Here is a 16,924-nt window from a genome sequence, read left to right as displayed (position 1 = left end):
CCCGCCCTCCCCGCGTACCGGGAGAACGGCCCCGGATCCGACCGCCGCACCCGCGGCCGGATCCGGGGCCGACCCCGTTCCGGGGACCGTCCGCGGCTGGGTATACCTTGGGGCCCGTCCTCAGCCAGAGGTGTAGAAAATCGGTACCCGCGGTGCCCGGCGCGTGCTTTGCTGACCGCTGACCCCGCATCGGTACGCCTGCCGCCCAGCGCGCACGCCCGGGCCGCCGTTCCCCAGGAGACAGCCATCAGCACCGCCACCCGCCGCACCGTCCGCGCGGCGATAGCCTCGACCGCCTGCACCGTGGTCCTCGCCGCCGGACTCGCGGCCTGCGGCACCGTGGAACAGCTCAGCGCGGCCCAGGAGGTCTCCACCGCCTTCGGCAAGCTCGGCCAGGCCAAGAGCCTGCGGGCCGAACTCACCCTCGACGCCACCGCCGACCAGCTGGTCTCGCTGTCCGAACTCGACTCCGCCGGCGAGCCGCTGAAGCGCTCCGACGCCCAGCAGATCGCCGACCTCAAGCTCAGCATCGCGCTCGGCGCCGACAAGCCGCTGGCCGAGCTGGACGGGCTCAAGAACCCGGCGGCCGGAGCGGCCGCGGCCGGTGCGGGCCGGGACCTCGACTTCGAGTACCAGCTCGCCGCGAAGAGCGGCAAGACCTACCTGGACCTGCGTCAGGTCGACGCCAAGGTCTACGCCAAGGCCGACCTCGACGCCGTCGCCCAGCTGGCCGGCGAGCAGGCCGCCGACGTCCGCGGGATGGCCGCCGAGCTGCCGCGCGAGCTGAAGACCATCAAGGACGGCCTGTCCGGCCAGTGGGTCTCGCTCGACCCGGCGCTGCTCGAGAAGCTCGCGGGTGCCGGTGCCGGTGCCGGTGCCGGTGCCGGCGTCGGTGCCGGCGTCGGGACCACCCGTCCGGGCGGCCCGAAGGGTGCCCCTTCGGTGGACCCGAAGACCGCCGAGAAGATGTTCGACTCGCTCAAGGACGCCTTCGCCAAGAACGTCACCTTCGACGACCTGGGCACCCAGGACGGCACCCGGCACATCCGGCTCAACGCGCCCAGCCGCCCGCTGATGGAGGCCGTGCTGGGCGCCGTCCGCCCGGCCGCCGAGAAGTTCCCCGGCTTCCCCGGCCTCGAGCGGTTCCCCGGCCTCGGTGACGACTCGTCCGAGCTGCCCAACCGCACCCTGCGGGCCGACCTCTACCTCAAGGGCGGCGCCCTCTCCTCGATCGCGGTCGACCTGGCGCAGTTCGAGGGCCAGGCCGGGCTCGGGCTGCACGTCCCGCTGAAGCTCTCGTTCACCGGCGAGGCGGCCGCCCCGCAGGCCCCGGCCGGCGCCGAGGCCATCACCGAGCAGGACATCGAGGCGTTCGCGAAGTTCGCCCAGAGCCAGGCGCCGGCCCACCCGGGCACCGGCGACGACGACGCCGACTTCGAGGACTACGGGGACGGCGGCCCGGCCGCACCGCTCACCGACGCCCAGATCAAGGAGCTGGTCGGCCTCGGCCTCGACGAGCGCACCGTGAAGGCGATGAACGAGGCGGGACTCGGCTACCAGGACATCAAGCGCCTGCTGCCGCAGAAGAGCTGACGCCCGCCCCGCCGACCCCGCCGGACCCACGGCCGCCGCCCGGGCAGGCTGGGGACATGACCACCCCAGAGTCCACCCTGGACGTGCGCCCGGTCGCCCCCGAGGTGCTCCGCACCCTGCGCACCGTCGACGACGCGGGCCGCCCGCCCGTCCGCTCCACCGACACCTCGGGCGGCTCGCCGTTGCGCTGCTGCCTCACCCTGGCCAGGCCCGGCGAGGACGTCCTGCTGCTCTCGTACGCGCCGCTGCGCCGGTGGGCCGCCGAGGCGGGCGCCGACCCGGGGCCGTACGACGAGACCGGGCCGGTGTTCGTCCACGCCGGCGAGTGCCCGGGCCCGGCCGGCGGCTGGCCGCGCGACCTGCACCAGGGTGAGCGGGTGGTGCGCTGCTACGACGCCGACGGCCGGATCCTGCGCGGCCGGGCGGCCGGACCCGCCGAGGTGCGGCAGGTGGTGGCCGAGGAACTGGCCGACCCGGACGTGGCCGTGGTGCACGTGCGGGCGCTCGCCTTCGGCTGCTTCCTGCACGAGGTGCGGCGCGGCCCGGCGGTATGACATCCGTCATGGCGGACCGGTGCGGTGCGGCCCTGCCGGGGCCCCGGCGGTGGCCGACAGGATGAGGTCCGTCGGCACACCCGCCGACCTCATCGCACCGGGGGAGACCATGAACGCCGTCGTCGAGGAAGCGACCACCCGCACCGAGGACCGGCCCGCCGTGGCGGCCCCCGCCGAGGACCCCGCGGCGGTGGCGCTGCCGGTCTGGTTCTTCGCCTTCGAGGGCGTGCTCTCGGCCGCGTTCGACCTGATCAAGGCCGTCCCGTCGGTGTGGCCGGCGCTGGTGGCGCTGCTCGTGGTGAACATCGCGGTCTCGCTGACGATGATGCGCAAGCGCCTGAAGCTGGCCAGGGCGCTCTGGCGGGGCCGCGGCACCCGCAGGATCGCCCTCGGCCTGCTGGCGCTGCGGATCGGCAGCCACGTCGTCCTCGCCGCGGCCGGGGTGACCCTCACCGGGATGGCGGCCCACCTGGCGTTCGCGGTGGTGCTGGCCGCCACGACGGTCACCCTGCTCGCGTACAGCCAGCGCACCGCCCTGCGGGCGCTCGCCGCACAGCGGGCCTGAGCCCGGACGGCCGCCCCGCGCTGCCCGTCGGCTGCGGCTCGCCCGGGCCTGCCCTGGCGTCGTCGTGCGGAGCCGCGGCCGGCCGCGGCCGGGGTGGTGCGGCCCGCTCCTGGACACCGGACACCGGAGAGGAACCCGCCATGGCCGTCGTGATGAGCATGCACTGGCCCGAGATCACCCCCGAGCTGTACGACGAGACGCTCCGCCGGATCCGGTGGGAGCAGGAGCCGCCGGACGGCGCCCAGCTGCACACGGCCTGGTTCGGGGCGGACGGCTTCCACGTCGTGGACGTCTGGGAGTCGCAGGCCAAGTGCGAGGAGTTCATCGGGACCCGGATCGGACCGGTGGTCAAGGGCGAACTGGGCGTCGCCGGTGACCCGGTGGTCGAGTTCTCCCCGCTGCACCACCGCTTCGTGGCGCCGGGCGTCACCGGCTCCGGCTCCGGCTCCGGCTGAGTCTCACCCATCGCGCACCTCCGGCGCACCTCCCGGTGCGCGCCGCCCGCCCGCGGCGCGCACCGGGAGCCTGTTGCAGCCGGTGGTGCGCGGAGAGAGGCTGGCAGGGAGTCCCGCCCCGGCCGGACCCCGGGCCGGTCCGGCGGGCGCCTGCCCGCGGGAGCACCGAGGAGCGCAGATGTCCACGATCCATTTCCACCAGACGACCACCGCCACGCCCGAGCAGTTCATCGCCGGGCTGACCGACTTCGGGCCGGGCCGCGCGGAGCTCTTCGGCAACAGCTCCGACAAGTACCTGGAGGTCCACGAGCGGGGGGCCCACGAGGCCGACGTCACCGAGGGCGCGGGCGGCGTCTGGGAGCGGCTGCACTACGACTGGTCCGACCCCGAGCACGTGGTCATGACGACCACCGACTCCAACGTGTGGGGCGGCCGGTCGGGCCACACCTACAACTTCACCCGCAAGCCCGACGGCACCACCGACGTCGATGCCGTCGTGGTCCGCGAGGGCAAGAACTTCAAGGGGCACGTGCTCGGCGCCATCGTCGGGACGGTCGGCAAGCACAAGCTGGCGAAGGCGTTCGCCGACAGCGGCAAGGCGATCGAGGCCCGGCACTACGGCGTCCCCGGGGCGTGAGCCGCACGGCGGGCGGGTGCGGGCTGCCGGAGCCCCCCGCCCCCGCCCGTCCGCCGGTCCCCGGCAGGTCCCGGGGGGCCGGTCAGTCCGCGGCCTTGGCCACGCCGACCGGGCAGCTGGCGCCGGTGCCGCCGAGGCCGCAGTAGCCGTCCGGGTTCTTGGCGTCCGAGAGGTACTGCTGGTGGTAGGCCTCGGCCGGGTAGAACGGGCCGGCCGGGGCGATCTCGGTGGTGATCGGGCCGAGCCGCAGCCGGGTGAGCTCCGGCTGGAAGGCGTCGCGGGAGGCCTCCGCGGCGGCCTGCTGCGCGGCCGAGTGGGTGTAGACGGCGGAGCGGTACTGGGTGCCGACGTCGTTGCCCTGGCGGAAGCCCTGGGTCGGGTCGTGCGCCTCCCAGAAGGTCTTCAGCAGCGTCCCGTACGAGATCAGGGCCGGGTCGTAGACCACCCGGACCGCCTCGGTGTGCCCGGTGCGACCGCTGCACACCTCTTCGTAGGTCGGGTTGGGGCTGTGGCCGCCCTGGTAGCCGACCAGGGTGGTCCACACGCCGGGCAGCTGCCAGAACACCCGCTCCGCCCCCCAGAAACAGCCGAGCCCGAAGTCGGCGACCTCCAGCCCGGCCGGGTACGGACCGGTCAGCGGGTGGCCGAGGACGGTGTGCGGTTCGGTGAGGGTGAAGGCCGGCGCCGGGCGGCCGGGCAGGGCCTGGTCGGCGGTGACGAGCTCGGACTTGTGGCGGTTGAACAGCACGGCCTGCTCCTGCGGGCTGGACGAGGGTGGCGTGCTGTGCAACGCCGGGCGGCCGCCCGGGATTCCGGGCGGCGCGCCCGGTCAGGCGGTGGCCGGCGGCAGGCCGGCCGCGGTGAGCAGGGCGCGCAGCGGCGCGGTGTCCGGGCGGTCGGCCACCACGGCGTCCAGCGCCGCGTCGAAACCCTCGGCCATGCCGTCCGGCAGGGCCAGCACGGCCGTCTCGGACCAGGACAGCTCCCAGTGGGCCAGGCCGGCCTCGGCCAGCGCCAGCACGGCCAGGCGGGCGACGCCGGAGCGCAGCGCCGGGCGCAGGGCGTCGGGGGTGGCGCGCTCGCTGCCGGGCAGCCGGCCGGCGATCTCCGGGCCGCGGCCCGCGTCGACGGCGTCCAGCAGGGCGTCGACGGTGCCGTGCAGACCGGAGCCGGTCAGGGCCCGCAGGATCGGCTGGCCGGCCTCGCGGGCGTGTGCCAGGTGGCCGCGGTCCACCAGCTCGGGCCAGTCGACCCGGCGCTTGGCGGCGGCCGCCGGGGCCAGCGTTGCGGCCTCCAGGGCGGCCAGGGTCCGCTCGGGGTCGCGCAGCAGCGCCAGCGCGCCGGCACCGTCCTCGGCGGACTCGAGGCCGTCGGCCGGCAGCGCCTCGATCGCGGCGACCCGCTGGGCGATCGGCGGGTGCGAGTCGTACGGGTCGGCCTGTTCCTCGGGCAGGTCCAGCCCGAGCGCGGCGAGCTCGGCGCGGCGTCCGGGGTCGGCCAGCAGCTCGGCCAGGCCGCCGTAGACCTGTCCGGGCACGGGCAGCAGGCCGGCGTCCCAGCCGATGGTGGCGTACGAGCGGAGGTAGAAGTCCTGCGCGGCGCCCAGGGTGCGGATCTTGCGCAGCGCGGACGCGGTGGCCCGCCGGCCGGCGATCCGGGCGGCGGCCAGGTCGGCGGCGTACTCCTGGCGGCGGCTGACCGACTCGGAGACCCGGAAGAACAGCTTGGCGTACCAGGTGAAGATCCGGGCCAGCGCCCGCTGGACGCCGCCGCTGCCCTCGCTCTCGTCGCGCGGCGTCCTGCCGCGCGCCAGCCGGTCCTCGGCCCTGGCCCGGATCTCGGCGGCCTCCTCGGCCTGGTGGCGGTCGGCGCGCTCGTGCAGGGTGCCGATGGTGTGCAGGATCGCGGTGCGGCCGGCCACGGTGACGCCGGCCAGCCGGACGTCCTGGTTGCCGAAGTGGCCGAACTCGTGCGCCAGCACGGCGTCCAGCTCCGCCCGGGAGAGGCCGATCAGCAGCGGGACGCCGATCTCCAGGTGCCGCGGGCCGGGGATCAGGCCGAGCAGCCGGGTGTCCTCCCGGACCCCGGCGTTGACGTCCGGGGTGAGCCGGATCCGGGCCGGGCCGCGGACGCCGGTCAGCTCGGCCAGCCGGTCGACCCGGGCCCACAGCTCGGGCTGCTCCTCGCGGGTGACCGGCAGCCCGGGGCCCTCGGCGGCCTCGGGCCGGCGGGTCAGGAAGACCACCCGCAGCACCGGGTAGATCACCAGTGCGGTGAGCGCCCAGATCTTCAGCAGCCCCGGCCGCAGGTGGTCCGATTCGAGGTAGAGCGCGATGTCGAGGGCGAGCAGCCCGGCCACGATCGCGGCGGCGAACAGGTAGAAGCCGATCAGCAGCGCCACGGCCTGGGCGGCCCTGGTCGAGGTGCGCAGAGCGGCGGGTTGCCGGATCGCGGCCACGCGCGTCCACCCCCGGGAAGACGATGACCAGCTCTTCTGATCATGTGTGCAGAGGGGGGAGAGCGTAGCGGTACGGCCGGGCCGCGCGGCAGCGGGTTTCCGCCGGGTTCCGGGTCGGCCGACCGGTCCGGCGTTCGCGCACTAGGCTCGTCGTATGACCGAGCACCAGCTTCCCCAGGGCTTCGAGACTCTCGCCATCCATGCGGGTCAGGAAGCAGACCCCCAGACCGGGGCCGTCGTCACGCCGATCTACCAGGTCTCCACCTACAAGCAGGACGGGGTGGGCGGCCTGCGCGGCGGGTACGAGTACAGCCGCAGCGCCAACCCGACCAGGACCGCGCTCGAGGAGTGCCTCGCCGCCCTGGAGGGCGGCAGCCGCGGCCTCGCCTTCGCCTCGGGCCTGGCCGCCGAGGACACCCTGCTGCGCACCGTCCTCAAGCCGGGCGACCACATCGTCATCCCGAACGACGCCTACGGCGGCACCTTCCGGCTGTTCGCCAAGGTGCTGACCCGCTGGGGCGTGGAGTTCTCCGTCGCCAACATGCAGGACCTGGCCGACGTCCGGGCCCAGCTGCGCCCGGCCACCCGCGCGGTGTGGGTGGAGACCCCCTCCAACCCGCTGCTGGGCATCGCCGACCTGACGGGCCTCGCCGAGATCGCGCACGGCGCGGGCGCCATCCTGGTGGTCGACAACACCTTCGCCAGCCCGTACCTGCAGCAGCCGATCGCGCTCGGCGCCGACGTCGTGGTGCACTCCACCACCAAGTACATGGGCGGCCACTCGGACGTGGTCGGCGGCGCGCTGGTGGCGGCCGAGGCGGGTCTGGGCGAGGAGCTGGCGTACCACCAGAACGCGATGGGCGCGGTCTCCGGCCCGTTCGACGCCTGGCTGGTGATGCGCGGCATCAAGACCCTGGGCGTGCGGATGGACCGGCACAGCTCCAACGCCGAGAAGATCGTCGAGCTGCTGAGCGGCCACGCCAAGGTGACCCAGGTGCTCTACCCGGGTCTGCCCGAGCACCCCGGCCACGACATCGCGGCCAAGCAGATGAAGGCCTTCGGCGGCATGGTGTCGTTCCGGGTGGCCGGCGGCGAGCAGGCGGCGGTCGAGGTCTGCAACCGCGCCCGGCTGTTCACCCTGGGCGAGTCGCTCGGCGGCGTCGAGTCGCTGATCGAGCACCCGGGCCGGATGACCCACGCCTCGGTGGCCGGTTCGGCCCTGGAGGTGCCGGCCGACCTGGTGCGCGTCTCGGTCGGCATCGAGTCCGTCGACGACCTGCTGGCCGACCTTCAGCAGGCGCTCGGCTGATCCCCGCCGCGCCGACGGCCGGTCACTCCGGCCGCCCGGCCCAGTACGACTCCAGCGAGTCGTTGAACCGGGCCAGCAGGGTGCAGAAGGTCCGCTGCTCCTCGGCGGGCCAGCCGGCCGTCAGCGCGCGCATCAACTCCTCGCGGTCGGCCCGCACCTCGGCCAGCCGGCGCCCGCCGAGCGGGGTCAGCGCGAGGTGCACCGCGCGCCGGTCGGCCGGGTACGGCACCCGGCCCACCAGCGCCGCCCGGACCAGCGGCGCGGCCTGCCGGGTCACGGTCGAGGAGTCGATGCCCAGCGCCTCGGCCAGTGACTTGACGTTGGCCGGGCCGTGCCGCTGCAGGTGGTCCAGCAGCAGGTAGCCGGCCCGGTCCAGGGCGCCGACCGCGCCGAGCCGGGCCTGCTCCATCCGGCGGGCGAACACCGCGATCTGGTACTGGAGTTGGGAGTGCAGCGGGTCGTCGGTTCCGATGGCCTGGGGCGAGGTGGTGGTCATCGCGGCTCACGATCGGGGTGCGGTGAGGGTGGCTCGTGGAGCAGCAGCGTACGCGCGCCGGGCGGGCCCGGGAACAGCGCCGACGTCCCGGCTTCCGGCGGGCGCCGCCCGTACCCTGACCGCATGCACAGTTGGCCGATCACCATCGACGATGTCCGCGGCGCCCAGAAGATGCTGGCCGGGATCGCCCGGGTCACCCCGATGGAGACCAGCCGGCACCTCGCCGCGCTGGTCGGCGCGCCGGTCCACCTGAAGTGCGAGAACCTCCAGCGCACCGGCTCCTTCAAGCTGCGCGGCGCGTACGTGCGGATCGCCGGGCTCTCCCCGGTGCAGCAGGCCGACGGGGTGGTCGCGGCCAGCGCCGGCAACCACGCCCAGGGCGTCGCGCTGGCCGCCGCGCTGCTGGGGGTGCGCGCCACCGTCTTCATGCCGCTCGCCGCCCCGCTGCCCAAGGTCGCCGCGACCCGGGGCTACGGCGCGGAGGTCCGGCTGCACGGCGCCACCGTCGACGAGGCGCTGCAGGCCGCGCAGCGGTACGCGGATTCGACCGGCGCGGTCTTCATCCACCCCTTCGACCACTGGGACGTGGTGACCGGCCAGGCGACCGTGGGCCTGGAGATCCTGGAACAGTGCCCCGAGGTGCGCACCATCCTGGTCGGGGTGGGCGGCGGCGGGCTGCTGGCCGGGATCGCGCTGGCGGTGAAGCCGCTGCGGCCGGACGTCCGGGTGATCGGGGTGCAGGCCGCCGCGGCCGCCGCGTACCCGCCCTCGCTGGCGGCGGGGCGTCCGATCACGCTGGAACGGTTCGCCACCATGGCCGACGGCATCCAGGTGGGCCGCCCCGGCGACATCCCGTTCGAGGTGGTCAACACGCTGGCCGACGGCGTGCGCACGGTCTCCGAGGAGTCGCTGTCGCGGGCCCTGCTGCTCGGCCTGGAGCGGCTCAAGCTGGTCGTCGAACCGGCCGGGGTCAGCCCGGTCGCGGCGCTGCTGGAGCAGCCGGACGCGTTCGAGGGCCCGGTGGTCGCGGTGCTGTCCGGCGGCAACATCGACCCGCAGCTGATGCAGCGGGTGCTGCGGCACGGCCTGGTGGCGGCCGGCCGCTACCTCTCGCTGCGGGTCCGGCTGACCGACCGCCCCGGCTCGCTCGCGGACCTGCTGGGCGTGCTGACCCGGGCGGACGCCAACGTGCTGGACGTGGCGCACGTGCGGATCGACCCGCGCCTCGGCCTCGCGGAGGTCGAGGTGGACCTGCACCTGGAGACCAAGGGGCCGGAGCACTGCACGGCCGTCGTCGGCGACCTGCGGGACGCCGGGTACGTGGTCTCGCAGTAGGAGGCAGGCGAGCCGGCGTTGCCGCTGGCGGGCGTTGCCACCGACGGGCGTTGTCAGTGGCGGCTGCGAGGGTGGGGCCGCAAGCCTGCTGCCCGCGCCCGGTGAAAACACCTTGACGCGATATATCGCGAACTGCCAAGCTCGCGATGTATCGCGAGCTTGGTCGGCGGCCCGCTCGGGTACGGCTATCCACAGCCAGTGGACAAACAAGTCAAATCAGTCATTCCACAACGGGAGATGAGGCGGCTCATGGCGCCAGCCATCCAAGCCGAGAACCTGGTGAAGACCTTCGGTGACGTCCGCGCGCTCGACGGCGTCAGCCTCGACGTGCCCGAAGGCACCGTCCTCGGACTGCTCGGCCCGAACGGCGCCGGCAAGACCACCACCGTCCGGGTGCTGACCACCCTGCTGCGCCCCGACTCGGGCCGCGCCACGGTCGCCGGGGTGGACGTGCTCAAGCACCCCAACAAGGTCCGCAGCCTGATCGGCCTGTCCGGCCAGTACGCCGCGGTCGACGAGTACCTGACCGGCCGTGAGAACCTCCAGATGGTCGGCGAGCTCTACCAGATGACGCCGCGCGACGCCAAGGCGCGCGCCCTGGAACTGCTCGAGTGGTTCAACCTCACCGAGGCCATGGACCGCACCGCCAAGACCTACTCCGGCGGTATGCGGCGCCGGCTCGACCTGGCGGCCGCCCTGGTCGTCCGGCCGCCCGTGATGTTCCTGGACGAGCCCACCACCGGCCTCGACCCGCGCAACCGGCTGGCGCTGTGGGAGGTCATCGAGACCCTGGTCGAGCAGGGCACCACGCTGCTGCTCACCACCCAGTACCTGGAGGAGGCCGACCGCCTCGCCCACGACATCGCGGTGGTCGACCACGGCAAGGTGATCGCCCGCGGCACCGCCGACGAGCTCAAGGCGCAGATCGGCGGCGAGCGGGTCGAGGTGGTCGTCCACGAGCGCGGCGACGTCACCGAGGCACTGGCCGCCCTCGCCCCGTACGCCAAGGGCGACCCGGCGGTGGAGAAGAACACCCGGAAGATCACCGTCCCGGTCAGCGGCGGCGCCAAGGTGCTCGCCGACGTCATCCGCGAGCTGGACTCCCGGTCCATCGAGATCGACGACATCGGCCTGCGCCGCCCCACCCTGGACGACGTCTTCCTCTCGCTGACCGGGCACGCCACCGAGGCCGCGGACACCGACGAGGAGCAGCAGTCGCCCGCCAAGGGCCGCAAGGGCCACGGAAAGGACGCCTGAGATGACCACCGCCACCTCGCACGCCATCGGCGGCGCCGTCCCCCGCCAGCGCAGCGGCCCGGCCGCGATGGCCCACGACTCCTGGGTGGTCGCCAAGCGCAACCTGCGCCGGATGACCCGGATCCCGGAGATCGTGGTCTTCGGCCTGATGCAGCCCGTGATGTTCGTGCTGCTGTTCTCGTACGTGATGGGCGGGGCGATCCGGATCCCCGGCGCCCAGTCCAGCTCCTCGACGTACACCCAGTTCCTGATGGCCGGCATCTTCGCGCAGACCGTCACCTTCGCGGTGGCCGGCGCCTCGGCCGGCATCGCGGAGGACATGACCAAGGGCCTGGTCGACCGGTTCCGCTCGCTGCCGATGACCCGCTCCGCGGTACTGGTCGGACGCACCCTCGCGGACCTGGTGCAGACCGCCTTCACCCTGCTGGTGCTCGCCATGGTGGCGCTGCTGGTCGGCTGGCGGATCCACGAGGGCTTCCCGAAGGCGCTCGCCGCGTTCGGGCTGCTGCTCCTGCTGGGCTACGCGTTCTCGTGGATCGGCGCGCTGATCGGCCTGTCGGTGCGCAGCCCGGAGGCCGCCACCTCGGCCGGCCTGATCTGGCTGTTCCCGCTGACGTTCATCTCCAACGCGTTCGTGCCGGTCTCCTCGATGCCGAGCTGGCTGCAGCCGATCGCCTACTGGAACCCGTTCAGCGCCACCGTCCAGGCCTGCCGCGAGCTGTTCGGCAACCAGGTCGGCCCGACCCCGGACTCCTGGCCGATGGAGCACGCGGTGGTGGTCTCGGTGGTGTGGTCGATCGTGATCATGGCGTTCTTCTCGTGGCTGTCGGTGCGCAAGTACCGCTCCGCGGTCGGATAGGCAGGGGCCGCTCCGCGGTCGGATAGGCAGGGGCCGCCCGGCCGTGGGGTGATCCTTCGCCGGGAACGCCGGAGCGGCCGTGACGTTCGCACGCGTCACGGCCGCTCCGGCGTTGCTGTTCGGGCGGTGCTGTCCGGGCGTTGCTGCCCGGGTGGGGTGCTCCGGTCAGCCGTTGTAGGGCTTGGCCTGGAGGATCTTCACGGTGGCCCGCTTGCCGTTGGGCAGCTCGTAGCTGGCCTCGGCGCCGACGGCCTTGCCGTTGATGCCGCGGCCGAGCGGCGACTGCGGGGAGTACACGTCGAGCGAGTCGTCGGTGACCTCGCGGGAGGCCAGCAGGAACTCCATCGTGTCGTCCGGGTCGCCGTCGAAGGCGACCGTCACCAGCATGCCGGGGGCGACCACACCGGAGTCGGCCGGGGCCTCGCCGACCTTCGCACGCTCCAGGAGCTGGGTCAGCTGGCGGATCCGGGCCTCGGTCTTGCCCTGCTCCTCCTTGGCGGCGTGGTAGCCGGCGTTCTCCTTGAGGTCACCCTCCTCGCGAGCCGCCTCGATCTTCTGGGCGATCTCGACGCGCCACGGGCCCGTCAGGTACTCCAGCTCGGTCCTGAGCTGGTCGTAGTGGGCCTGAGTGAGCCAGGTCACGTCATCGCTGGTCTGGGTCACAGGTGCTCCTCGTCGGTGCTGGGGCGGTGCTGAGGGTTTTACGTCAGCAGTCGGTCATGGCGGTGATATCGGGCTTACTACAAAGCAACGCCCGCATCCGAGCCGACGGCCGGGAAGGGGCGAAACCACGAGCCTAACAATTTCCGCGTTCGGGTGGGAGAGTGATCGACGGAGCGTTAACGCGCGGTTGCGCCGGGATGGACCCGGCCCTTCGGTACCGGTTCCCGCTCCACGTGTCGAATATGCGCCCGATCGGGTGAGCCGCCGTCGGCGCGCCGCCGGGCCGCGCTCACTTCGCGGGCGTGCAGCCCAGCACCTCGGCGGTGGTCCCGCGGGCGGAGGTGCGCAGGGTGACCACCGCGCTGTAGCGGCTGCCCGCCGCCGGCACCGGGAAGTCGGACAGTCCGACCACCGAGCCGTCCGCGCCCTGCGAACGGACCGTGCACGCCCCGGCGGTCCCGTCGCTCTTGCTCACCGACAGCTGGAGCTGCAGCTCGCCGTCCGAGACCGCCTCGAAGGTCGGCACGGTCGCGTTCATGGTGGTCTCGCGCAGCAGGTACGCGCCGCCCAGCCAGCCGAACAGGCCGAGGAACAGCACGCCGCAGACCACCGCCGCGATCCGCAGCCTTCGGTCCGCCTCCTGGTCGGTGCGGCGGCTGTAGCGGCCCTCGGGCACGCCCGGGGTGGTCCTGGTGCTGGAGGCCATGGCTGGCTCGGTCCTTTCGCTGAGAGGCCCTAGGTCGGCAGCGGGAATCGACGGGCCCTCCAGTCCGTCACTATAGGAGGGGCACGTCCGCGCCAACGGCGGCGGGGGAGCCGCCCCACGAACCGGACATACCTGGAAGGAACCAGGCGTTGACTGAGCAGTTGCGACTGATGGCGGTACACGCGCACCCGGACGACGAGTCCAGCAAGGGCGCGGCCACCATGGCCATGTACGTGTCCCAGGGGGTGGACGTCCTGGTCGCCACCTGCACCGGGGGGGAACGCGGTTCCATCCTCAACCCGAAGCTCCAGGGTGACGCCTGGGTGGAGGCCAACATCCACGAGGTGCGCCGCAAGGAGATGGACGCGGCCCGCGAGATCCTCGGCGTCGAGCAGGCATGGCTCGGCTACGTCGACTCGGGCCTCCCCGAGGGCGACCCGCTGCCGCCGCTGCCGGAGGGCTGCTTCGCCCTCCAGGACGTGGACGAGGCCGCGGGCGCGCTGGTGAAGCTGATCCGCGAGTTCCGCCCGCACGTGATCACCACGTACGACGAGAACGGCGGCTACCCGCACCCCGACCACATCATGACCCACAAGATCAGCATGGTGGCGTTCGACGCCGCCGGTGACCCGGAGGCGTACCCGGAGGCGGGCGCCCCCTGGCAGCCGCTGAAGCTGTACTACAACCACGGGTTCCCGATGGGCCGGATCCGCGCCCTGCACGCGTACCTCACCGAGCACGGCATCGACTCCCCGTACGGCGAGTGGATCGCGGGCTGGGAGAAGAGCGGCCGCGCCGAGCGGGAGATCACCACCCGGGTCAAGTGCGACGACTGGTTCGAGGTCCGGGACAAGGCGCTGATCGCGCACGCCACCCAGATCGACCCGGACGGGCCGTGGTTCCGCGTCCCGATCGACGTCCAGCGCGAGGTCTGGCCGACCGAGGACTACGAACTGGCCAAGTCGCACCTGGACACCGACCTGCCCGAGGACGACCTCTTCGCCGGCCTGCGCAAGTAGCCCGCCCGCACGACACGCACCACCCCGGTGACCCGGCCCGTGTAGGGCCGGGTCACCATGGAGAGATGAGCACCCCCGTGACCCTCACCCACCTCGCCGCGCCGCTCGCCCTCGACGAGACCAAGGTGACCCCCGGCCTGCTGGGCTTCGTCGTCTTCGCCGCCCTCGGGGTGGCCACCTGGTTCCTGCTGAAGTCGATGAACACCCGTTTCAAGAAGATCGACTTCGTCGAGGAGCCCGAGACCCCCAAGGAGTGAGCCCTCCCCCCTCGCGCCCGGCCACGCCAGTGGCGCGGCCCCGACCTGGGGCGTTTCCGGCGAGTGCCGGAAGCGACGCGTAACGTGAGATGGTCGCCCCGCCCGAGGTCAGGCCGTACACGTGTCCCGCGTGCGGATCAGACCGTGGTGAGGTCGATCTCGACCGCGAACGGAGCGGCGGTCCGGACCGTGCCGGTGAACATCTCCGCGTCGCGGTAGGACCGGCGCGCAGGGTCGAGGACGTAGGTGTAGACGAGGGGAACGCCGTTGGCGGTCTGCTCGATCCGCCAGTAGAAGGCGATACCGGCCTGGGCGTACTGATCCACCTTCACGATGCGGTCGGTGGTCTCCGACCCCGGTGACACGACCTCGACGACCAGGAGAACGTGCTCCGGGCGGGTGGGTGTGACGTCGATGGTCTCGGCCCGGTAGACCACGACGTCGGGCCGCCGGTTGGTGAGGGGCACGTCCTGCAACCGGACATCGAAGTCCGTGTCGGCGTTCCAGTCCGGACCGGCGGCTGCATCCAGGGCGTTCGCCAGGATCCGGGCCAGGCGGTTGTGCCGCTTGGACGCGCTCGGGCTCACGACGACCATCCCGTCCACGATCTCGACACCCGCGCACTGCTCCGCGGACCAGGAGTCGTACTCGTCCGCGGTGATCTGCTGGTGCATCCACTCGGGAGCGACCATCTCGGCGGTCATCGGCGTACCTCCTCGGGGGCTCGACGGGCTCGGTGCTGCCGGCCTCAGCGTACTGTTCTGCGGCTCCGGGGCGCTGCTCCGCGGGCCGGGATCTCCGCGCCCGGCGGAGTGCTGCCGTGAACCTCCTCGGTCGCCTGGATGAGCCGCCCCGCCCTGAGGCTGACGCCCGCTGACCGCACCCGGCGCTTTGACTGAACGGTCGGCTGATCTTCGCCTCTCGACACTGCGGTGCCGTGCGTCATGCGCCTCCATCCTGTGCGCGGGTCCGCACCCGGGCTCGAACACCCTCGCGAGCAAGGACGGGTCCCGGTACGCCAACCCCGTGACCCCGAAGTCGGCAGGCGCGTCGGTGCTCTGCCCTAGCCTTCCCGAATAGATCAAAGGGGGCGAGATGCCAAAGGTTCCTGAGAGTCGCCGTGTTGGACGCATGGCTGTGAATGAGGTGCGTTCGCTGCTGGAGCGGCACGGCCACATCGTGCAGGAGATAGACGGCGCGAACGACCACGGGGAGGACTTGCACGTCACCTTTGTCCAGGACGGGCGGCGAACAGCGGACTCCCTGGCTGTGCAGGTCAAGGGCGGGGTCTCGACGCGCACCCGGCGAGGGCACCGCGTCCAGGTCGGGGATCACGGTGACAATTGGCGCGACGGCAGCCTCCCGGTGCTCTGCGTAGTCCATGATCCTGAGCGGGGCGGCCTCTTCTGGGCCAATGCGACCCGTCAACTCCGTCGGGCCGAAGCGCTGCGCAAGACGCTGAAGTCCGTTGTCGTCCGGAGGGAGTCCGTGCTGGACGATTCCACCTCCCAGGCCTTCGTCCAGAACATGCGGAGCTACCTGGCTCGGGAGCGAGAGGGTGTCGGCAGATGGGCGGACATGGCGGACGTCGAGTTCGCGCCGAACGACATCGTCAAACCGTTCGTGAACGACTGCGGCGAGCCCATGGTCTTCTGGCAGAAGCGCGGGGAACCGTTCGCGGTGCTGCTCCATCACGACCTCGACTGGGATCCCGTCCGCATTCAGGAGCAGATGCTCCGCCTCGATCTCCTCCCGTCGATCGGCGACATCATCCTTGACAGCGCGGAAGCGCACTGGCTCATGGGGTGCTTCAAGTCCACCGAGTGGTGGCGCCGGCCAGTTGAAGAGAGCGGGCTCCTCTGACTGCTGACGGTCCGCCATGCGGTCAGTGTGACCACGTGGCCGGCAGCGGGTGCACGCGAGACCCGCAGGGACGGCCCAACCTCTTGCCCGAGGGCGAGGAGGGTGCCTCAGGGTGGCGTGTGTGAGTCTCCCGTGCCCGGGTGCCAGACTGATGGGCATGAACCGGTTGGCGCACGCGACCTCGCCGTATCTCCAGCAGCACGCCGACAACCCCGTCGACTGGTGGGAGTGGTCTCCCGAGGCCTTCGAGGAGGCGCGCCGGCGCGGGGTGCCGGTGCTGCTGAGTGTCGGGTACGCGGCGTGCCACTGGTGCCACGTGATGGCCCACGAGTCCTTCGAGGACGAGGCGGTGGCGGCGTACGCCAACGAGCACTACGTCGCCGTCAAGGTCGACCGCGAGGAGCGGCCGGACGTCGACGCCGTGTACATGGAGGCCGTGCAGGCCGCCACCGGGCAGGGTGGCTGGCCGATGACGGTGTTCCTCACGCCGGACAAGGAGCCGTTCTACTTCGGCACCTACTTCCCGCCCGAGCCCCGGCACGGCATGCCCGCCTTCCGGCAGGTGCTGGAGGGCGTCACCGCCGCCTGGCGGGACCGCCGCGAGGAGGTCGGCGAGGTGGCCGGCCGGATCCGGGCCGAGCTGGCCGAACGGGCCTCGGTCTACACCGCCGCCGCCCCCCACCCGCCCGCCGACGCCGACCTGCACCAGGCCCTGGTCGCGCTCAGCCGCTCCTTCGACGACAAGCGCGGCGGCTTCGGCGGCGCCCCCAAGTTCCCGCCGTCCATGGCGATCGAGTTCCTGCTCCGCCATCACGCCCGCACCGGCTCCGAGGCGGCACTGGAGATGGCCGCCCGCACCTGCGAGGCGATGGCCCGCGGCGGCATCAACGACCAGCTC

19 protein-coding genes are annotated in these 16,924 nt (G+C 72.8%); 13 read left to right on the top strand and 6 right to left on the bottom strand.

Annotated elements, in window-relative coordinates:
• Positions 1 to 168: 168 nt before the first annotated feature.
• The 5 genes from AA75_RS50465 (at position 169) to AA75_RS40375 (ending at position 3,804) form a co-directional block, all read left to right on the top strand.
• On the top strand, positions 169 to 1,593 hold the full coding sequence (locus AA75_RS50465; protein WP_033825473.1) for a hypothetical protein: 1,425 nt from the start codon (positions 169 to 171) through the stop codon (positions 1,591 to 1,593).
• Between the two features lie 56 nt (positions 1,594 to 1,649).
• Positions 1,650 to 2,147, top strand: a complete 498-nt coding sequence (locus AA75_RS40390) for a DUF1203 domain-containing protein (protein WP_033825472.1) — start codon at positions 1,650 to 1,652, stop codon at positions 2,145 to 2,147.
• Positions 2,148 to 2,208: 61 nt separating this feature from the next.
• Positions 2,209 to 2,712: a hypothetical protein gene (locus tag AA75_RS40385; protein WP_051814251.1), complete on the top strand. Its 504-nt coding sequence runs from the start codon at positions 2,209 to 2,211 to the stop codon at positions 2,710 to 2,712.
• A gap of 140 nt (positions 2,713 to 2,852) precedes the next feature.
• Positions 2,853 to 3,167, top strand: a complete 315-nt coding sequence (locus AA75_RS40380; protein ID WP_033825471.1) for a hypothetical protein — start codon at positions 2,853 to 2,855, stop codon at positions 3,165 to 3,167.
• A 178-nt stretch (positions 3,168 to 3,345) separates the two neighbouring features.
• A complete protein-coding gene (locus tag AA75_RS40375; protein ID WP_033825470.1) occupies positions 3,346 to 3,804 on the top strand; it encodes a hypothetical protein in 459 nt (152 codons plus the stop codon).
• An 82-nt stretch (positions 3,805 to 3,886) separates the two neighbouring features.
• Here AA75_RS40375 and msrA read toward each other — a convergent pair whose 3' ends face one another.
• Together msrA and AA75_RS40365 are read right to left on the bottom strand one after the other, a co-directional pair.
• On the bottom strand, positions 3,887 to 4,552 hold the full coding sequence (msrA, locus tag AA75_RS40370) for a peptide-methionine (S)-S-oxide reductase MsrA (RefSeq protein WP_033825469.1): 666 nt from the start codon (positions 4,550 to 4,552) through the stop codon (positions 3,887 to 3,889).
• Positions 4,553 to 4,633: 81 nt separating this feature from the next.
• Positions 4,634 to 6,262, bottom strand: coding sequence for a M48 family metallopeptidase (locus AA75_RS40365; protein WP_051814249.1), 1,629 nt, complete (start codon positions 6,260 to 6,262; stop codon positions 4,634 to 4,636).
• A gap of 154 nt (positions 6,263 to 6,416) precedes the next feature.
• Between AA75_RS40365 and AA75_RS40360 the strand changes: the two genes are divergently transcribed.
• Positions 6,417 to 7,571: a cystathionine gamma-synthase gene (locus tag AA75_RS40360; RefSeq protein ID WP_033825468.1), complete on the top strand. Its 1,155-nt coding sequence runs from the start codon at positions 6,417 to 6,419 to the stop codon at positions 7,569 to 7,571.
• A gap of 22 nt (positions 7,572 to 7,593) precedes the next feature.
• Here AA75_RS40360 and AA75_RS40355 read toward each other — a convergent pair whose 3' ends face one another.
• Complete coding sequence (locus AA75_RS40355; protein WP_033825467.1) at positions 7,594 to 8,067, bottom strand: MarR family winged helix-turn-helix transcriptional regulator; 474 nt, start codon at positions 8,065 to 8,067, stop codon at positions 7,594 to 7,596.
• Positions 8,068 to 8,190: 123 nt separating this feature from the next.
• Between AA75_RS40355 and ilvA the strand changes: the two genes are divergently transcribed.
• From ilvA to AA75_RS40340, 3 genes are all read left to right on the top strand, one after another.
• Complete coding sequence (gene ilvA / locus AA75_RS40350; protein WP_033825466.1) at positions 8,191 to 9,402, top strand: threonine ammonia-lyase; 1,212 nt, start codon at positions 8,191 to 8,193, stop codon at positions 9,400 to 9,402.
• A gap of 249 nt (positions 9,403 to 9,651) precedes the next feature.
• Entirely contained in the window at positions 9,652 to 10,659 is a 1,008-nt protein-coding gene (locus AA75_RS40345; protein ID WP_033825465.1) for a daunorubicin resistance protein DrrA family ABC transporter ATP-binding protein, read from the top strand.
• A 1-nt stretch (position 10,660) separates the two neighbouring features.
• Positions 10,661 to 11,518 (top strand): ABC transporter permease, encoded by an 858-nt coding sequence (locus tag AA75_RS40340; RefSeq protein WP_033825464.1) that lies wholly within the window; start codon positions 10,661 to 10,663, stop codon positions 11,516 to 11,518.
• 165 nt (positions 11,519 to 11,683) lie between these two features.
• Here the strand turns inward: AA75_RS40340 and greA are convergent, their stop codons facing one another.
• Both greA and AA75_RS40330 read right to left on the bottom strand, forming a co-directional pair.
• Complete coding sequence (gene greA, locus AA75_RS40335; protein WP_033825463.1) at positions 11,684 to 12,181, bottom strand: transcription elongation factor GreA; 498 nt, start codon at positions 12,179 to 12,181, stop codon at positions 11,684 to 11,686.
• A gap of 289 nt (positions 12,182 to 12,470) precedes the next feature.
• Positions 12,471 to 12,887: a DUF4307 domain-containing protein gene (locus tag AA75_RS40330; RefSeq protein WP_033825462.1), complete on the bottom strand. Its 417-nt coding sequence runs from the start codon at positions 12,885 to 12,887 to the stop codon at positions 12,471 to 12,473.
• A 149-nt stretch (positions 12,888 to 13,036) separates the two neighbouring features.
• On the opposite strand from AA75_RS40330, the gene mca reads away from it, so the two are divergent.
• Both mca and AA75_RS40320 read left to right on the top strand, forming a co-directional pair.
• Positions 13,037 to 13,906, top strand: coding sequence for a mycothiol conjugate amidase Mca (gene mca, locus AA75_RS40325; RefSeq protein ID WP_033825461.1), 870 nt, complete (start codon positions 13,037 to 13,039; stop codon positions 13,904 to 13,906).
• A 65-nt stretch (positions 13,907 to 13,971) separates the two neighbouring features.
• Positions 13,972 to 14,163: a hypothetical protein gene (locus tag AA75_RS40320; RefSeq protein ID WP_051814248.1), complete on the top strand. Its 192-nt coding sequence runs from the start codon at positions 13,972 to 13,974 to the stop codon at positions 14,161 to 14,163.
• 137 nt (positions 14,164 to 14,300) lie between these two features.
• Here the strand turns inward: AA75_RS40320 and AA75_RS40315 are convergent, their stop codons facing one another.
• A complete protein-coding gene (locus AA75_RS40315) occupies positions 14,301 to 14,867 on the bottom strand; it encodes a Uma2 family endonuclease (RefSeq protein WP_033825460.1) in 567 nt (188 codons plus the stop codon).
• A 427-nt stretch (positions 14,868 to 15,294) separates the two neighbouring features.
• Between AA75_RS40315 and AA75_RS40310 the strand changes: the two genes are divergently transcribed.
• Entirely contained in the window at positions 15,295 to 16,026 is a 732-nt protein-coding gene (locus tag AA75_RS40310; RefSeq protein ID WP_033825459.1) for a DUF4365 domain-containing protein, read from the top strand.
• Between the two features lie 157 nt (positions 16,027 to 16,183).
• On the top strand, positions 16,184 to 16,924 hold a 741-nt coding region (locus AA75_RS53085), incomplete at its 3' end, for a thioredoxin domain-containing protein (RefSeq protein ID WP_033825458.1).

This window comes from Kitasatospora sp. MBT63 (assembly GCF_000710465.2).
GTDB lineage: Bacteria > Actinomycetota > Actinomycetes > Streptomycetales > Streptomycetaceae > Kitasatospora.
This window is presented reverse-complemented; position numbering and strand designations above follow the sequence as displayed.